A 16,486-nucleotide genomic window follows, 5' to 3' on the forward strand; every position below is an offset into this window, starting at 1 on the left:
TTCTTATTTCTTTTTAGCTTCAGCGTTAGTAACCAACAAAAATTTATTCACTTTTTGTTTCTGAAGCACATCAACAATCTTTTTAATTACAGGGTACTCTTCTTTTGAATCTCCTTTAATACTTACACGCATTGGCTGTTGATTAATCTCAGCTGTTGCAGTACGAGCCTGTAAAACCCATGAGTTTAACTGGTTATCAGTAGAATCACTTGGAATACCTGTTTGTACGCCTTTCTTCATCCTGTCAGAGCCAGACATTGCGATAAACTTTTTCAACTCTGAAACCGGCACACCAAAAGTTGAGATTACAGAAAAACGTTTTATTTCTTCTGGTGTAAAATCAACGTTGTATTGTTTACCAATTAATTCAAGAGTTCTCGCTCTTACTTTATTTCCTGCTACTTCAAAGAAAACCTTTCCCTGTCCAATTGTTAAAATGGCATTATTTTCAGCCGGAACTTTAAACTCATACGTAGAAGTAGGAGTTGTTACAGCCAGTGGTTCGGGTTGCCTTGCAGTTGCAGTTAATATGAAGAAGGTAAGCAACAGCGACGCCACATCACACATGGCAGTCATATCTGTTACCGTACTTGTTCTTTTAACTTTTATTCTAGGCATAATATAAAATTACTAGTTTTTAATAATGATGATCTTTTTTCCGGTTTTCCATAAAGCCGGTAAAAATTTTTTCAAAATTTTTATTTATGCGAACTAGCGTATGTTTGAACGATACTGAAACCAGCTTCGTCGATTGCGTAAGTTAACTTGTCAATTTTAGAAGTTAACACATTGTACATGATAATTGCTACAGTTGATACCAAGATACCTGTTGCTGTATTGATAAGTGCCTCAGAGATACCTACTGCTAATGCTGACTGATCTGGAGCACCAGAGTTTGCTAAACCGGCGAATGCACGGATCATACCTGTTACTGTACCTAATAAACCTACTAATGTACCGATTGATACTAATGTTGCAATTACAGTTAAGTTTTGCTCTAACATTGGCATTTCTAAAGCTGTAGCTTCTTCAACCTCTTTTTGAATAGCAACGATTGATTGCTCAACATCCATATTGGTGTCAGCTTCAACTTCGCTATATTTTTTTAATCCTGATTTAATTACGTTTGCAACAGATCCTTGTTGTTTATCGCATTCTGCTTTTGCAGCGTCGATGTTACCTGCGCTTAATAATCCTTGTACTTTACGGATGAAAGTATCCAGGCTGCTTTTACCACTTGCTTTACCAATTACGATAAAACGCTCGATTGAGAATACGATTACTACTAATAATAATCCAACTAAGATGGCAACAATTGGGCCTCCCTTATAAGCTGTTCCAAGATAGTTTCCAGGTAGAGGTAACTTCTCTCTATCGCCATCAATAAAGTTAGTGCCTTCTCCGAACACGAATCTCCAAACACAGAATCCAATTACGATACAGATTGGAATAACGAACGTTGCAAATAAATTTGCTGCACTTGAAGAGCTCTCTTTTTTAACAATTGTTGGTTTTGGTGCGTTTGCCATTTTTTTTAAATTTTTAGTTTTTAGTTCTTGTTTTTAATTTTTAGCTGTTTTTTTCTCTTTTGTAATACTCACAACGTTTGTTTATCTTGATTTGTTGCGAAAAACAAATTTATAAATTGATTTTAAATTACAAATTAATAAATCAATAAACAATTAAATCGTTACTTAATGCTTTTAGTTTTACGGTTCATCACTTTGGCGTATAACAAAAAAATTGCCTCAGCCGGAGGCAATTCTTTCACAATAAAAACTAAAAAAAAACCTAATTGCAAATTTTTCGATGAAAAAATGCATTTTAAAGCATAATTAGCACAATTTTAACTCTTCTTTGGAAGAATTGGAGTGTTTCACTCCTTCAAATTGCTTAAAGTTCTCTAAAAATGCGGCTGCTAATTCTTTCGCTTTAAAAGTATATTCTTCTTTATTTGCCCACGTTGCCGAAGGGTCTAAAATTTCTGATGGAACATCCGGACAACTAACCGGCATCATCAGTTTAAATATATCATGCTCTTGGTAATTAACATGATTTAAACTTCCGTTTAATGCAGCAGTAATCATAGCCCGTGTAAAGCTTAGCTTCATTCTTTTACCTGTTCCGTAGGCGCCACCAGACCAGCCCGTATTAACCAGCCAAACATTTACCTGATGTTTTTGCATTTTTTCGCCCAGTAAATCCGCGTATTTAGCCGGATGCAAAGGCAGGAAAGCTTTACCAAAACAAGCAGAAAAAGTTAACTGGGGCTCTGTAATACCAGTTTCAGTACCTGCAACTTTAGCGGTATAACCACTCATGAAGTGAAACATCGCTTGCTCTACATTCAATTTTGAAATTGGAGGAAGCACGCCAAATGCATCTGCAGTTAAAAAGAATATATTTTTTGGAACTGCTGCAACAGATGGTAAAATTGCATTATCAATATAATCAATTGGGTAAGCAACACGCGTATTTTCGGTTTTTTCAATGTTTGAAAAATCGACCTCCCTGCTGTCTCCAAAATAATTTATGTTCTCTAATAAAGAGCCAAATTTTATTGCTTTATAAATTTGCGGTTCTTTTTCAGGTGTTAAATCAACACATTTTGCGTAGCAACCACCTTCAAAGTTAAAAACAGAATCCTGCCCCCAGCCATGTTCATCGTCTCCGATTAAACCTCTTTCCGGATCAGCGGATAATGTAGTTTTTCCAGTACCGGACAGTCCAAAAAAGATTGCCGTATCGCCTTCAGCACCAACATTAGCCGAGCAGTGCATTGATAATGTATTTTTATAAACCGGCAGAATAAAGTTAAGAACAGAAAAAATACCTTTTTTAATTTCGCCTGTATACCCTGTTCCGCCAATCAAAATCATTTTTTTACTGAAATTGATCACCGAGAAATTTTCTTGTCTGGTGCCATCAACCAACGGATCGGCTAAAAAGCCCGGTGCTGCTATAATGGTCCATTCCGGATTTGAGCCTAAAGAACCTTCTTCCGGGCGGATAAATAAGTTATTTGCAAATAAGTTTTGATATGCTGTTTCTGTAATTACTCTAATGGATATAGAATAATCAGGATCGGCACAGGCAGATGAATCTCTTACATAAATCGCTTGATCAGCCAGATAGTTTGTAATCTTGTTAAATAACTGGTCAAAATTTGCAGGACTGATTTTAATGTTAACATCGCCCCACCAAACTGTGTTTTCAGTTACTTCATCACACACTATAAAGCGATCTTTTGGTGATCTGCCGGTGAATTTTCCGGTGTCGATAGCTAAGGCACCTGATGATGCCAGGCTCCCTTCTTTATTCAACAATGCCTTCTCAATTAGCTCTGCGGGAGACAATTGGTAATGTACAGCAACATTTTTCCCTAAATTTAAATAGCTTAAATCGGGCGTTTGCAGTTTCTTTATGCTCATAACAATAAGTTAGTTAGTGGAGCAAAGGTAAAAAGATATCTTTCAAAAAACCGAGCCTTTTTTGCTTATTTTTTACATATTGTAGCAAATACACTATCAATTAACAAACTTATAGTCAGTTAATTATATTCAAAATAATAGCTTTAAAAAAATCGATTTTTACACTAAGTCAATAAATTTATCCGCCTGCTTTTTTTACTTTGTAACCTTCTTTTTGAAGAATACCAACCACTTTGTCTCTAACATCTCCCTGGATCAATATTTCTCCATCTTTAACTGAACCTCCTACGCCGCATTTGGTTTTAAGCATTTTTCCTAAAACATCAAGGTCTTCACTCTTCCCTTTAAAGCCCGTAATTAAGGTTACGGCTTTGCCGCCCCGATTTTTTTTATCAAGCTGTACTCTAAAATCCTGCTGCTGATTTGGAAGCGTTACGGTATCATCAACCTCTTCTTCATATTCAAATTCTGGATTTGTAGAGTACATAATTCCACCCAAATCGCTTAAACTATTTTTCTTTGGTTTCATGACTATAAATTAATTGGAACCTGGATAGATAACGTATCCTTTAAGGAACAATTACCTGCAAAGATAACGGCTTGATATTGATTTCTAAATCTTTTCCCATGTATAAAGGTTCGCCGTCTACATGTACAGCTGATTCTTTTTCACGAACGATTTTAATGTTTTTCCCTTTTATAATTTCAATCATGTCCGAAGTTTCAGCAGTGCCTCTTAGCATGACATAACTTAGTACAGGTAATTTAAAGAGCGAAAAGGGTTTAATGATGCATACATCTAATAAACCATCTTTTACAGAAGCTGTTGGCGCTATAAATACATCATTGCCATATTGCGATGAATTGGCAATGCTAATGGCAAATGCTTTTCGTTTATATTCTACCCCATCAATATCAATCAGGTATTGTTGCGGCTTATAGTTAAACACTTCCTTAAGCCCAAGTTTTAAATATCCGGTTAGCCCTCTTTTTTTATCATTGGAAAATACCGAGCTTAAATGTGCATCAAAACCCATTCCGGCCAGATTAAAAAATGGCCTTCCATTAAATACGGCAGAATCTATTTGTTCTATTTTTTGGGTATTCAGAAGTAATATGGCTTCTTTTAAATCTTTAGGAATATTAAGAAACCTGGCCAGACCATTGCCTGATCCTAAAGGTAAAACACCAAGTACTTTTTGATGCTGCATAACTTTGGTAGCCACCTCATTAATGGTACCATCGCCTCCTGCTGCCACAATTATGTCAAAATTTTTGCCTGCAGCCTCATCCGCTATCTCCGATGCATGCCCAACATATTCAGTAAAACTAAAGTTAGGGCTAAACTTTTCTTTGTCCAAATACCTATCTATAAGTGCCGGGATGCGTAATTTTCCTTTCCCACCAGAGATTGGGTTTATAATGAATAGAATATTGGTTTTGACTTGCAAAGCTTTTGAATGAGGCCACAAAATAATCTATAATTTTTGAAATAAAGAAAATATGCTAATTTTGCAGCATTAAAAAGTGGACTGATTTGCTACTCTAATTAATTGGAGCCGGATTGCAACCACTTAAAAAAAAGTGCTAATGCCACCTTCAATCATTTTAAAACCTGTTTCCAGGGGTCATTGGCAATTATTAATTTGTTTATTTATATTGTTAATTTTTAATAAATGTCGTATTTATTTACATCAGAATCCGTTTCTGAAGGCCACCCGGATAAAATTGCTGATCAAATTTCGGATGCATTGATTGATAACTTTTTAGCTTTCGATCCTGAATCGAAGGTTGCCTGCGAAACGCTGGTTACCACAGGCCAGGTTATTTTAGCAGGTGAAGTAAAATCTAAAACTTATTTAGACGTGCAACAAATTGCCCGTGATGTGATCAAAAAAATTGGTTACACTAAAAGCGAATATATGTTTGAGGCAAATTCTTGTGGTATTTTATCTGCCATTCACGAACAGTCTCAGGATATTAATCAGGGTGTTGACCGTACCACTAAAGAAGAACAGGGTGCCGGAGATCAGGGTATGATGTTTGGCTACGCAACCAACGAAACTGAAGATTTTATGCCTTTGGCTTTAGATCTTTCTCATAAACTTTTACAGGAACTTGCCGTTTTAAGACGCGAAAATAAAGAAATCACTTATTTACGCCCGGATGCAAAAAGCCAGGTTACTTTAGAATATGATGATAACAATAAACCTGTTCGTATTGATGCCATTGTAATTTCTACTCAGCATGATGATTTTGATGAAGAAAGCACTATGCTCGCTAAAATCAAAAAAGATTTAGTAGATATTCTGATCCCGAGAATTATTAAAAATAATCCTCAATATGCACATTTGTTCAACGATAAAATTGAATACCACATTAATCCAACCGGCAAATTTGTTATTGGTGGACCACATGGCGATACCGGTTTAACCGGAAGAAAAATTATTGTCGATACTTATGGTGGTAAAGGTGCTCATGGTGGTGGTGCTTTTTCAGGTAAAGATCCAAGTAAAGTAGATAGAAGTGCAGCTTATGCTACCCGCCATATCGCTAAAAATTTAGTAGCAGCAGGTGTTGCTGACGAAATTTTAGTACAGGTGTCATATGCAATCGGTGTTGCAAAACCAATGGGAATTTATATTAATACCTACGGTACAGGTAAAGTGAACAAAACAGATGGCGAGATTGCTAAAATTGTAGAATCTATTTTTGATATGCGCCCTTACTTTATTGAGCAGCGCTTAAAATTAAGAAATCCTATTTATAGCGAAACTGCTGCTTATGGTCACATGGGTCGTAAGCCGGAAACCGTTAATAAGACTTTCAGAACACCAAACGGTGAAGAAAAAATGCTTTCGGTTGAATTGTTTACCTGGGAGAAATTAGATTATGCAGATCAGGTTAAAACTGCTTTCGGCATTTAATTGATTCTATTATAATATTAAAAGACCCTTTCCGATATTCTGGAAGGGTCTTTTTGCTTTATAACCCTTTGCTTTTCATGAAATCTTTTTCCCGGTCCGAAATATGATCGTCATCTATAGAATAAGATTTTATATCCCCTATTTTCATTTCGTCCAAAACATCAACAAAATCCTGAAATTTTGAGGTTTTGGTTGGTTTAATAATTACAATCATATGTTTTGCTGGATTATTATGATGTGTTTTGGCAACCAGTTGCTTGTTTGCATTAATTTCCTGTTTCATATTTTTTATAGAAATGGCTTTCATTTCCGCCTTTTCCATCTCGCCCATGTAACAGGCCGCTTCATTATTTTTACCCAGCAAAATGGTCATTGTCCTCGATGCGGGATAAGGCATAGCCTCATCAGCAGGAATTGGTTTTGCTATTTCTGCGGCATTTAAACTCCCCAGCGACGTAGTAAGCATAAAAAACGTAGTGAGTAAAAACATCAGATCTACCATAGCTGTAAGGTCTACCCTTGGGGCCGATTTTTTGGTTCTTCCTTTAACAGCCTTGCCATTTTCAGGAGCATTTAATGTTGCCATATAGTTTAGTTTTTTTTAATGATGATGACAACATGAAGCGAATTACATAAAGCAATTTGAATTTAACTTTTAATTAATGATTTGATAAAAACCATTTGCTTAACCACTTGTTTAATTAATACTTAAAATCATATAACTATGGAACAGTCAACCGCAATGAATACCTTAAGTCAGATTTTAGAAAAGCTGAGGTCAAAAGGAAAAGATAACGAATTAAAAATGTCTGATCATGGTAAAATGCAGGCGTTAAGTTTAGGAAAAATTTACAAACCAGAAGATTTAACTATTGTTAAAACATACCGCTTTGAAGGCGACTCTGATCCGGCAGATAATTCTGTTTTATACCTGGTAGAAGATCAGGATAAAAATATTGGATACATTTTAGATGCTTATGGTATTTATTCTGATCATACAGGATCGTCATTTGACGATTTCTTAAAAAAAATACCAACCGCTGATCGCGATGAACAAGAGTTGTTCTCTTAAAAGACTCAAAAATTAATAACAGGGGTTTGTAAACGTGGCATTTGCAAACCTCTGTTTTGATTAAAAAGGCCTAAATATTGATCAAATGGCTTAATGTGTCATTAAATTAACCTTTCAGGGGTTTGAATTTGGTAACTTTGCCCGCTCAAAGATCAAACCTGTTAATGAAAAGTAAGTTACTCAATATTCCTCCACTTCCTGCAGTATTATTAGCCATTTTAAGTGTTCAATTTGGTGCAGCAATTGCCAAAGGTTTATTTCCTTCTATCGGCGCAGCGGGTACTGCTTCATTAAGAATTGGTTTATCGGCTATTATTTTACTGATTGCTTACCGCCCAAACTTAGGTAAACTCTCTGCAAAACAATGGAAAGCCGTAATTCCTTATGGACTTTCTTTGGGGGCTATGAATATGATTTTTTACATGGCCATCGAAAGAATTCCCATTGGATTAGGCGTAACGCTTGAGTTTTTCGGGCCGCTATTGGTGGCTATCCTGGGTTCAAAAAGAGCGATAGATTTCCTTTGGGTAATCCTTGCAGGTGCAGGTATAGCATTAATTGCACCGTGGACAGGTAAAGGCGTTGATCTTGTTGGAGTATTACTGGCACTTACCGCTGGAGGTTTTTGGGCAGCCTATATTTTACTTGGGGGCCGGATTTCGAAAATTATGAACGGCGGCGAAGCTGTAACTGTTGGAATGCTGTTTGCAACAGCACTGATATTACCTTTTGGCATTTTTAGTGGCGGGTTAAGCAACCTCAATCTAAAATTATTAGGCTTGGGCGCTGCTCTTGCATTATTATCAAGCGCTATTCCCTTTACCCTTGAAATGAAAGCTTTAAAACAACTCCCTTCGCGTACTTTTAGTATTTTAATGAGTTTAGAACCTGCAGCGGCAGCAGTTTGTGCTTTTATCTTTTTACAGGAAAAACTCAACTTTACTGAGTGTTTGGCGGTTGCCTGTGTAGTTATTGCCAGTGCAGGTTCAACGCTTACCGCCAAAAGGGTTAAGTTGTAATGTTAAATAAATAAGCCACAATTGTTCATCACGCAATTGCAGCCTATTAACCTTATAATTGATTATCTTTATTAAGCTAGTTTTTTCGTGCTGTAAATCACGATATCATCTGCCAGATCTTTGGATTTTTCTACAAATGCTTTAATATAACTTTGTTCATTGTGCGCATCCAATCCGGCCTGATCTGCCCACTCTTCATGGAAAATAAATATGTTTTCTTCAACCTCATGATGCAAATCGTATTGTAAACAAGCGGTTTCTTTCCTTGAATTTACAACCATATCCAGTAAAAGTGATTTTAGCGCTTCTGTTTTTTCCGTTTTACCCTTAATGGTTACTGTCAGATAAATGCTCATATTCTTTTAAATTAATAAAGTTTTGGGTTAAATGCGCTTTGTACAATTCCATATCGTTTATCACATCCGCATTTTTCTCTACATCATGAAAGTGGATTCCCGGAATAGGCTCCATCCCGGTAAATGCATTCATTCTGTGGAAGCCAAATAAAATACCCTGGTCTACACTGGTTTGATTAAAAAATTCGCCTGGCAATGTAAATGCCTCTTTTGGTGCATTCCATGATGTCGTTACCATATATTTTCGACCATGCAACATGCCGCCTGTTCCATAATTTATTTTTGGATTTGCTGATGTACGGCCATCGCTGTGGTAAATTCCATTTTTATGCCCTTCACTAAAAACAACATCAATATATGCTTTAAACCCATGTGGCACTTGAAACCACCAAATTGGGGTATGATAAATTACAACATCGGCCCAAACATATTTTTCAACTTCCTCTTTTGGATCGTAATCGTCGTTAATATTAGTAGTTTTAACTTCAAATTCTTCTAAGCCTGAAAAAAAATCTGCCGTTACACCTGCGATGGTTTCATTAAACCTTCCACCAGAGTGCTCAAATTTTTGTCCTCCATTAATGATGAATATCTTTGTCATATCGTTTTCTTTTTTTGATAACACAAAATTACCACCGTATTTCTTATCATAAAAATAAGTTAAATCATATCTTTGTATCATAATTATAATAGCACATGGTCAATTTAGAATGGTACAGAAGTTTTAAGGCGATTTACAAAACCGGGACTTTAACAGGCGCCGCCGAAAGCCTTTTTATCTCGCAGCCGGGCGTGAGCTTACATTTAAGCTCGTTAGAAAGTTATGTGGGTTACAAATTATTTGAACGCACCGGGCGAAAAATGTTACCAACAGAAAAAGGTAAGGTATTATACAATTTTGTAACAGAACCTTTAAGCAAGTTGGAAGAAGCAGAAAAACATTTCCAAAAAAGTACAGAGAAACACACCCCAACCATCAGTGTAGGCATGTGTTTCGAAACGTTTCAAATTACCCTTGAGCAATATATTTCTACCCTTCCATTTAATGTGATTATCAAATTTGGAGAATATCCTGAAATGTTAGACCAATTGGATAAGGGCATTCTGGATTTAATTATTACTCCTCAAAAAGGCAATTCTCCTAATATTGAACACGAGGCTTTTTCGTCAGAAACCATTGTTCTGGTTGGTGGGAATGGAACCGATGATGAGGCCTTTAAAAAAATTGTAAAGAAAAAAGATAGCTTCGCTATTGAGGAATGGTTAAAAAACCAGAAATGGTACGGAACTACCGGAGATATGGAACATTTGCTGCGCTTTTGGCAATTAAATTTTGGTAAACATCCCGATTTCAGGCCTAATTATATTGTTCCAAATTTAAATTCTATTGTGCGTTGTCTTTCTGGCGGTAATGGTTTAGCCATTATTCCAGATTTTTTATGCAAAAGAGAAGTGGATAAAGGCCAGATTAAAGTAATATGGGAAGGATCTGTTAAACTTAAAAATATCCTTTATTTTGGTTGCAGAAAGAAAACCCAATACTTAACGGAAATCGATTTAATTAAAAATTTATTTAAAAAAGTAATGGCCAGAATAGAAGGTTAACAATTTTTGATCGTCTGAAATCTCTTTTAAAAAGCATTAAACATACATTTTGCCTATAAATTGATAAATTATTTAATAAAAACTTTAAAAGTTGTCCTATTTCCAAAAGTTCAGTTGTCATTCGGTTTTAACAATTAAAATTAATGAACATGAAACAGAGAATCAACCTACAAGAAAAAGGACAAGGTGCTTTTAAAGCAATGTTTGGTTTAGGCAGTTATTTAGCAAAATCAACCATTAAAAAATCAATTTTAAATTTAATTTATTTCAGGGTATCTCAAATTAACGGTTGCGCTTATTGCCTGGATATGCATGCGAAGGATTTGAGAGCAGAAGGTGAGACAGAGCAACGTTTATATGTATTAGATGCATGGCGGGAAGCCCCATTTTATTCGGAGCAGGAGCGTGCCGCATTGGCTTTTGCTGAATCGCTTACCAGAATTGAAGGCGGTTTAGTGCCTGATGTGATTTATGATGAGGCAAGCAAACATTTTTCTGAAGCAGAATTAATAGATTTGGCTATGGCAATTGTTGCCATAAACGGTTGGAACAGAATAAACATTGCCTTTGGAGCCGCTGTTGGCACTTACCAAGTGGGCCAGTTTGGTGGTTAACTTAATTCTTATTTCTATAACGGACTAAAAAATAAACGAAAATGAAAGATTTCTTATTAATATTTAGAAATGATTATAAATCTACGTCCCAGCACTCGCCAGAAGAACTCCAGGCCGTTACTAAACGTTGGATGGACTGGATTGGTGGTATTGCCGCACAAAATAAACTAACAGATAAAGGAAATCGCCTTGAACCTTCTGGAAAAGTAGTCCGTTCAAGCGAATTGATAACAGATGGACCTTATACCGAAACAAAAGAGTTTGTAGGTGGTTATATCGCCATTAAAGCGGCTTCTCTTGATGAGGCAACGGAAATAGCAAAAGAATGCCCGGGTTTAAGCATTGGTGCAACTGTAGAGGTTAGAGAAGTAAGCGTATTGTAAGCTAAAAATGATAAAGCCTTTGTATTAAGTGCAGAGGCTTTATTTAAAATATGGAACAACAAGAATTTATCCCTCATTTATTCCGGACAGAGTACAGAAAAATAACTTCGGTGCTGTGCAAATTATTCGGTATTGATCATATTGAAATTGCGGAAGATATTGCAAGCGATACATTTTTAATGGCCACAGAATTATGGAGCATCAAAGGTTTGCCGGAAAATCCTACAGCCTGGCTTTATACCGTGGCAAAAAACAAAGCCAAAAATTATTTTAAGCATAATCAGATTTTCAGGGATAAAATTGTACAGCAGGTACAATACTCCACTTCTGAGATCCATGAAATTGAAATCGATCTTTCTGAAAAAAACATTACCGATAGTCAGTTGCAAATGATGTTTGCGCTTTGCCACCCGGCAATTTCTACTGAAGCACAAATTAGCTTATCCTTACGCATCCTTTGTGGTTTTGGCATTACTGAAATTGCAGATGCATTTTTAAGCAACAAGGAAACCATAAACAAACGCCTTTTCAGGGCAAAAGAAAAGTTGCGTATTGCGCAGGTAAAGATTGAGTTTCCGAAGGAAAAAGAAATAGACGAAAGACTGGAAACGGTATTAACTACGCTTTATTTATTGTTTAATGAGGGCTATTATTCTTCCAGTCAGGACACAAGCTTACGTAAAGACCTTTGTTTAGAAGCGATGCGGTTAACTTTTTTACTCGTCGAAAACAAACAGACCAATACGCCCCCGGTCAATGCCTTATTGTCATTAATGTGCTTCCACTCTTCAAGGTTCGAAGCCAGAACCGATCAGTATGGGGCTACAATTTTATACCAGGATCAGGATAAATCACTTTGGAACGAAGAACTCATTAATAAAGGCAAATATTATTTAAGCGAAGCCTCTCAAGGCAACCGGGTTTCTAAATATCATCTGGAAGCAGGCATCGCTTACTGGCATACCCTTAAAACCGAAACTACTGAGAAATGGGAAAGCATTTTACAACTTTACAATCGGCTTTTATTAATTGAGTATTCTCCAATAGCAGCACTAAACAGAACGTATGCACTTTCTAAAGCCAACGGGAATGCTGAAGCAATTATTGAAGCGGAAAAATTAAAACTAACGGATAATCATTTGTATCATTCGCTGCTTGGCGAATTGTATCGGGGGGTGGATGCCACTAAAGCTATTTTACATTTCAAAACGGCTTTATCACTTGCTAAATCTCCGGCAGACAAAATGCTTATTTCAAATAAAATTCTGGATTTTGAAAAAAAAGCCTGACCTATTCTTCATCAAGTTTATGGCTGTACAAAAGTAAACCGAAAGGAATCTTTGGCTCTATAAAAGTAGATTTGGGGGGTAAGGTAACGTGCTTTTCTACCTGCCCGATTAACTGGTCTACACTCATAGGATAAAGACTAAACACCACTGCAGTTGGATTATTTTTTGCTTCGGTTAACATTTCCTCCCATCGATTGGTTGGGAAAGAATGTAAACAGGGATTTGTTGCAGGATTATCAATACCAAACAGCGGCTGCAAAATTTTATGTTGTAAAATAGCAACATCGGTTTCCTGCTTAAGCATAGCTTTGTCTTCTTTTAAATCCAGCTGATACCATACCCCATCAAAGCAAACACCAAAACAATGTTGCTTATTTGGCCGAAACGGGACATTACCGGGAATTGGTGAGATGTAAAAATACGTTTCAATCGCACTAAATAATTCTGATTTCGACACTTTTTTTTCTGGAATAACAACGCGGTTAAATTCACTTATTTTAATCTGATCACTCGACACGTACAAAGCAGTAATCCACTGTGGTTTAACCTTATGCAGTTCCTCTGCAGCAGCGAGTCGATGGTGCCCGTCGGCAACATAAACGCGGTTAACTTTTTGAAAAGCATTTTTAAACTTTAAGATAAAATTCACTTCATTAACTTTCCATAAACGATGTGCTATCCCACCGATTGAAAATATTTCTGCCTCCCTGCTTTTTACAATCTGCTCAATTAAAACATTAATTTCAGCCTGTGGCCGATACGTTAATAATACCGGAGACCCCTCCAGGCCAATATCTTTCCTGTACTCGTGCAAACGGGCTTCCCTGTCTGCTAAAGTATTTTCATGGGTAATCATAGCACCATTAAGCAAATCCTGAATATCCGTCATTACCCAAACCCCATATTGCCTACCCTGGTTAATTTGCAGCTCGTATATATAAATTGCCGGTTCTTTTTCCTGATGATATAATCCCGAATCAATCAGTTCATTTAGGTTATCATCGTAAGTTTGAATGGTTCCCAAAACCAGTGAGCTACCCTTTTTGGGCACTAACATCCGTTTTATTTCAAGCATTTCTTCTCCTAGCCCAACTTCTGCATGCTCAATAAACCGGTTATTAATCCGGCTGCCATTAGGATGCAGAGCCTTGAATGCTTTTATATTTGCCATGATTTAAGTTGTTTTTACGTTTATTGAGTTTGTAAGGCTTCAAATTCCTGCATTACTTTTACTAATGCTTTAACGCTATGCAAAGGCAATGCATTGTACAGCGATGCCCTAAAACCACCAACCGTACGATAACCTTTAATCCCAACCATGCCCCTCTCTGAAGCAAACGCTAAAAAGTCCGATTCAATTTCAGGATTACGCATTCTAAAGGTAACATTCATTCGGGAACGGTGTGCTAAATTCGCATTACCAACAAACAAGGAATTCCGATCAATTTCAGCATACAACATTTGCGCTTTCTTTTTGTTTTGAATCTCAATTCCCTCTACTCCGCCTTCATTTTTTAACCAAAGCAGGTTTAGCATAGATACATAAATGGCGAATACCGGAGGCGTGTTAAACATACTTTGATTATCCCTATAAATGCGGTAATCAGACATAGATGGCACCTGATGTTTGACGCTGTCCAACAGATCATTTTTTACAATAACCAAAGTCATACCTGCAGGCCCCATATTTTTCTGGGCACCGGCATAAATCAGATCGAAGTCGCGGACATTAATTTTTCTGGAAAAAATATCAGATGACATATCGCAGATTAGCGGAACACCTGTATCATGAAAATCGAAAATTTCGGTTCCCTCAATTGTATTGTTAGAAGTAACATGTAAATAGGCCGAAGCATGCTGTACATGGTAATGATCGGGGATATAAGCATAGTCTTTATCACGTGAAGAACCTACGATTTCAACATCGCCAAATAAACGAGCTTCTTTAATTGCCTTTTGCGCAAAATATCCGGTATCCAAATAAGAAGCTATCGTTTTTCCCTGCAAAAAATTCATAGGGATCATTGAAAATTGTGTGCTGGCACCGCCCTGCAGACACAAAACCGAGTAATTCTTCGGCACATTGAGCAGTTCTCTAACCAATAACTGGGTTTTAAGCACAACTTCTTCAAATTCGGGAGACCGGTGAGAGACTTCCAGAATAGAAAGACCTGAATCATTCCAGTTTAAAACTGCATCAGCCGCTTGTTGCATTACTGAAGAAGGCAGAATACAAGGTCCTGCTCCAAAATTATGTTTCACTAAGGTTTGTACACTCATATTTGGTTAAAATTTACTCCGTAAATATCAGTGGTTTAAACATTTAAAGATTATAGACTCAAAATTTTGATTAAAAAAACTATTTTATGTCACTCCAACCTTTCGTTTATTTGGTTTAGAATTAATTCTTTTAATTTGCACAGAATTAAATTCTTTTTTACTCCGGCGTAAAGTGATATTTATTGTATAATTTACACTAAGAAAACAATCGGTTTTTGGATATTTTATTGCTTCACAATAAAGAAAATCTAATTTTTAGGTATATTTGAAAAGCCTTAAAAAAATGAAAAATAAACACTAAGTCAAACATCTATCTATGAGTGCTAATACATTGGATCAAACGGATATTGCCATACTAAACCTTTTGCAAAAAGATGGATTAATGACCCAAAAAGAAATGAGTCATCAGCTTCAAAAAAGTATAACTTCAGTTGTAGAGCGGGTAAAAAAATTGAAAGAGGCTGGTTTTATTAAAAATACAGTGGCTTTGGTTAACATCCAAAAGATAAAGTCGCTTTTTATTGCTTTTCCACATATACAGCTTACCAATCATTCGGAAGAGGTATTGCGTCAGTTTGAATTGGAAGTTGTGAAATTGCCCGAGGTGATGGAGTGCTATCGGTTAACGGGTAATTTTGATTTCATGCTGAAAATGGTAATGCCGGATATGGTTTCCTACAATGAATTTTTGCAGGGAAAATTAAGATCACTCCCGCATGTGGGTAACATACAAAGCTTTTTAGCATTATCTGAAGTTAAACATCAAACCGCCTATCCTTTGTAAAGTTCAGATATTATAAAAAGGGGTCATTTAAATTTGGTTTAAATGACCCTTTTTTATTTTTATTAACTGGCTGGAAGTTTTATTTTTTCTTCACCAAACTGATCAGAAAAAGAATTACCCATGCTCCACCTGCAGCAATTATAATTTGCCATAGCAAACCTCCGCCTCCGATACCAAGCTTACCGGCTATCCAGCCGCCAACAACACCACCAACTATACCGGCAATAATGTTACCAAGCAAACCAAAGCCTGAGCCTTTCCAGAGCTGACCAGCCAACCAGCCTGATACTGCTCCGATTAAAAGAAACCAAAGAAAATCCATAATTTTTTTATTAAATGTTTAGTTAATGTATAAATGAAATTAGCGATTTATTTTAATAAAAATTCTTTTTATATGGATTAAATAATTGGTTTAAAAGCAAATTCGTGTGAGCAGATGGTTTAAAGTCAGCATACCCTTTTTCAAATATGTCTATAGATATCACATTTATAAAAGCATTTAAACCAAAAAAGCCTCAACTTTTTCAAGTTAAAGCTTTTGTTGCGGAATGGACGGGACTCGAACCCGCGACCTCCTGCGTGACAGGCAGGCATTCTAACCAGCTGAACTACCACTCCTTTTGTTCTCCTTTAAAGTCAGAACCTCTTTCCCCTTTCGGGATTGCAAATATAAAGACTATATTTTGTTTATTGCTATAGCAGGTCACAATTTCGCTGAAATTTATG

Annotated in this window: 19 protein-coding genes and 1 tRNA gene; 8 read left to right on the top strand and 12 right to left on the bottom strand. The window is 36.4% G+C overall.

The genetic code is table 11. The features are described 5' to 3' along the window. Positions 1-3 precede the first annotated feature (3 nt). The 5 genes from O0955_RS03270 to O0955_RS03290 all read right to left on the bottom strand — a co-directional run bounded on the left by O0955_RS03270 (position 4) and on the right by O0955_RS03290 (position 4,882). Positions 4-618, bottom strand: coding sequence for a biopolymer transporter ExbD (locus O0955_RS03270; RefSeq protein WP_269426092.1), 615 nt, complete (start codon positions 616-618; stop codon positions 4-6). Between the two features lie 80 nt (positions 619-698). Then, the gene (locus tag O0955_RS03275; RefSeq protein ID WP_131538333.1) at positions 699-1,529 is read right to left on the bottom strand and encodes a MotA/TolQ/ExbB proton channel family protein; all 831 of its coding nucleotides are present in this window, start codon (positions 1,527-1,529) and stop codon (positions 699-701) included. Positions 1,530-1,835: 306 nt separating this feature from the next. After that, positions 1,836-3,431 (bottom strand): phosphoenolpyruvate carboxykinase (ATP), encoded by a 1,596-nt coding sequence (gene pckA / locus O0955_RS03280; protein WP_269426093.1) that lies wholly within the window; start codon positions 3,429-3,431, stop codon positions 1,836-1,838. 178 nt (positions 3,432-3,609) lie between these two features. Then, positions 3,610-3,960 (bottom strand): translation initiation factor, encoded by a 351-nt coding sequence (locus O0955_RS03285; RefSeq protein ID WP_269426094.1) that lies wholly within the window; start codon positions 3,958-3,960, stop codon positions 3,610-3,612. Positions 3,961-4,000: 40 nt separating this feature from the next. After that, a complete protein-coding gene (locus tag O0955_RS03290; RefSeq protein ID WP_269426095.1) occupies positions 4,001-4,882 on the bottom strand; it encodes a diacylglycerol/lipid kinase family protein in 882 nt (293 codons plus the stop codon). A 225-nt stretch (positions 4,883-5,107) separates the two neighbouring features. Between O0955_RS03290 and metK the strand changes: the two genes are divergently transcribed. Then, a complete protein-coding gene (gene metK / locus O0955_RS03295; RefSeq protein ID WP_269426096.1) occupies positions 5,108-6,358 on the top strand; it encodes a methionine adenosyltransferase in 1,251 nt (416 codons plus the stop codon). 58 nt (positions 6,359-6,416) lie between these two features. On the opposite strand, the gene O0955_RS03300 is transcribed toward metK, so the two are convergent. Then, positions 6,417-6,944 (bottom strand): ExbD/TolR family protein, encoded by a 528-nt coding sequence (locus O0955_RS03300; protein ID WP_269426097.1) that lies wholly within the window; start codon positions 6,942-6,944, stop codon positions 6,417-6,419. 138 nt (positions 6,945-7,082) lie between these two features. On the opposite strand from O0955_RS03300, the gene O0955_RS03305 reads away from it, so the two are divergent. Further along, positions 7,083-7,430 (top strand): hypothetical protein, encoded by a 348-nt coding sequence (locus O0955_RS03305; RefSeq protein WP_269426098.1) that lies wholly within the window; start codon positions 7,083-7,085, stop codon positions 7,428-7,430. A gap of 164 nt (positions 7,431-7,594) precedes the next feature. Next, positions 7,595-8,449: an EamA family transporter gene (locus O0955_RS03310; RefSeq protein ID WP_269426099.1), complete on the top strand. Its 855-nt coding sequence runs from the start codon at positions 7,595-7,597 to the stop codon at positions 8,447-8,449. Positions 8,450-8,520: 71 nt separating this feature from the next. Here the strand turns inward: O0955_RS03310 and O0955_RS03315 are convergent, their stop codons facing one another. Together O0955_RS03315 and O0955_RS03320 are read right to left on the bottom strand one after the other, a co-directional pair. Continuing rightward, positions 8,521-8,805 (bottom strand): putative quinol monooxygenase, encoded by a 285-nt coding sequence (locus O0955_RS03315; RefSeq protein WP_269426100.1) that lies wholly within the window; start codon positions 8,803-8,805, stop codon positions 8,521-8,523. Further along, positions 8,777-9,487: an NAD(P)H-dependent oxidoreductase gene (locus tag O0955_RS03320; RefSeq protein ID WP_269426101.1), complete on the bottom strand. Its 711-nt coding sequence runs from the start codon at positions 9,485-9,487 to the stop codon at positions 8,777-8,779. Before O0955_RS03320 ends, O0955_RS03315 begins: the two co-directional genes overlap by 29 nt. Before the next feature lie 14 nt (positions 9,488-9,501). Here O0955_RS03320 and O0955_RS03325 point away from each other — a divergent pair, with 14 nt between their 5' ends. The 4 genes from O0955_RS03325 to O0955_RS03340 all read left to right on the top strand — a co-directional run bounded on the left by O0955_RS03325 (position 9,502) and on the right by O0955_RS03340 (position 12,696). Then, positions 9,502-10,410 (top strand): LysR family transcriptional regulator, encoded by a 909-nt coding sequence (locus O0955_RS03325; RefSeq protein WP_269426102.1) that lies wholly within the window; start codon positions 9,502-9,504, stop codon positions 10,408-10,410. A 149-nt stretch (positions 10,411-10,559) separates the two neighbouring features. Beyond that, positions 10,560-11,024, top strand: a complete 465-nt coding sequence (locus tag O0955_RS03330; protein WP_269426103.1) for a carboxymuconolactone decarboxylase family protein — start codon at positions 10,560-10,562, stop codon at positions 11,022-11,024. Between the two features lie 41 nt (positions 11,025-11,065). Beyond that, on the top strand, positions 11,066-11,407 hold the full coding sequence (locus O0955_RS03335) for a YciI family protein (protein WP_269426104.1): 342 nt from the start codon (positions 11,066-11,068) through the stop codon (positions 11,405-11,407). 50 nt (positions 11,408-11,457) lie between these two features. Further along, complete coding sequence (locus O0955_RS03340; protein WP_269426105.1) at positions 11,458-12,696, top strand: RNA polymerase sigma factor; 1,239 nt, start codon at positions 11,458-11,460, stop codon at positions 12,694-12,696. A gap of 1 nt (position 12,697) precedes the next feature. Here the strand turns inward: O0955_RS03340 and O0955_RS03345 are convergent, their stop codons facing one another. After that, a complete protein-coding gene (locus O0955_RS03345; protein WP_269426106.1) occupies positions 12,698-13,867 on the bottom strand; it encodes a DUF1015 domain-containing protein in 1,170 nt (389 codons plus the stop codon). A 20-nt stretch (positions 13,868-13,887) separates the two neighbouring features. Beyond that, entirely contained in the window at positions 13,888-14,958 is a 1,071-nt protein-coding gene (serC, locus tag O0955_RS03350) for a 3-phosphoserine/phosphohydroxythreonine transaminase (protein WP_269426596.1), read from the bottom strand. Between the two features lie 334 nt (positions 14,959-15,292). Here serC and O0955_RS03355 point away from each other — a divergent pair, with 334 nt between their 5' ends. Next, positions 15,293-15,760 (top strand): Lrp/AsnC family transcriptional regulator, encoded by a 468-nt coding sequence (locus tag O0955_RS03355; RefSeq protein WP_269426107.1) that lies wholly within the window; start codon positions 15,293-15,295, stop codon positions 15,758-15,760. Between the two features lie 79 nt (positions 15,761-15,839). On the opposite strand, the gene O0955_RS03360 is transcribed toward O0955_RS03355, so the two are convergent. Both O0955_RS03360 and O0955_RS03365 read right to left on the bottom strand, forming a co-directional pair. Next, positions 15,840-16,082, bottom strand: coding sequence for a GlsB/YeaQ/YmgE family stress response membrane protein (locus O0955_RS03360; RefSeq protein ID WP_269426108.1), 243 nt, complete (start codon positions 16,080-16,082; stop codon positions 15,840-15,842). 222 nt (positions 16,083-16,304) lie between these two features. Further along, a tRNA-Asp gene (locus O0955_RS03365) sits at positions 16,305-16,378 on the bottom strand. Between the last annotated feature and the right edge of the window lie 108 nt (positions 16,379-16,486).

The organism is Pedobacter punctiformis (genome assembly GCF_027213715.1).
Taxonomy (GTDB): domain Bacteria; phylum Bacteroidota; class Bacteroidia; order Sphingobacteriales; family Sphingobacteriaceae; genus Pedobacter; species Pedobacter punctiformis.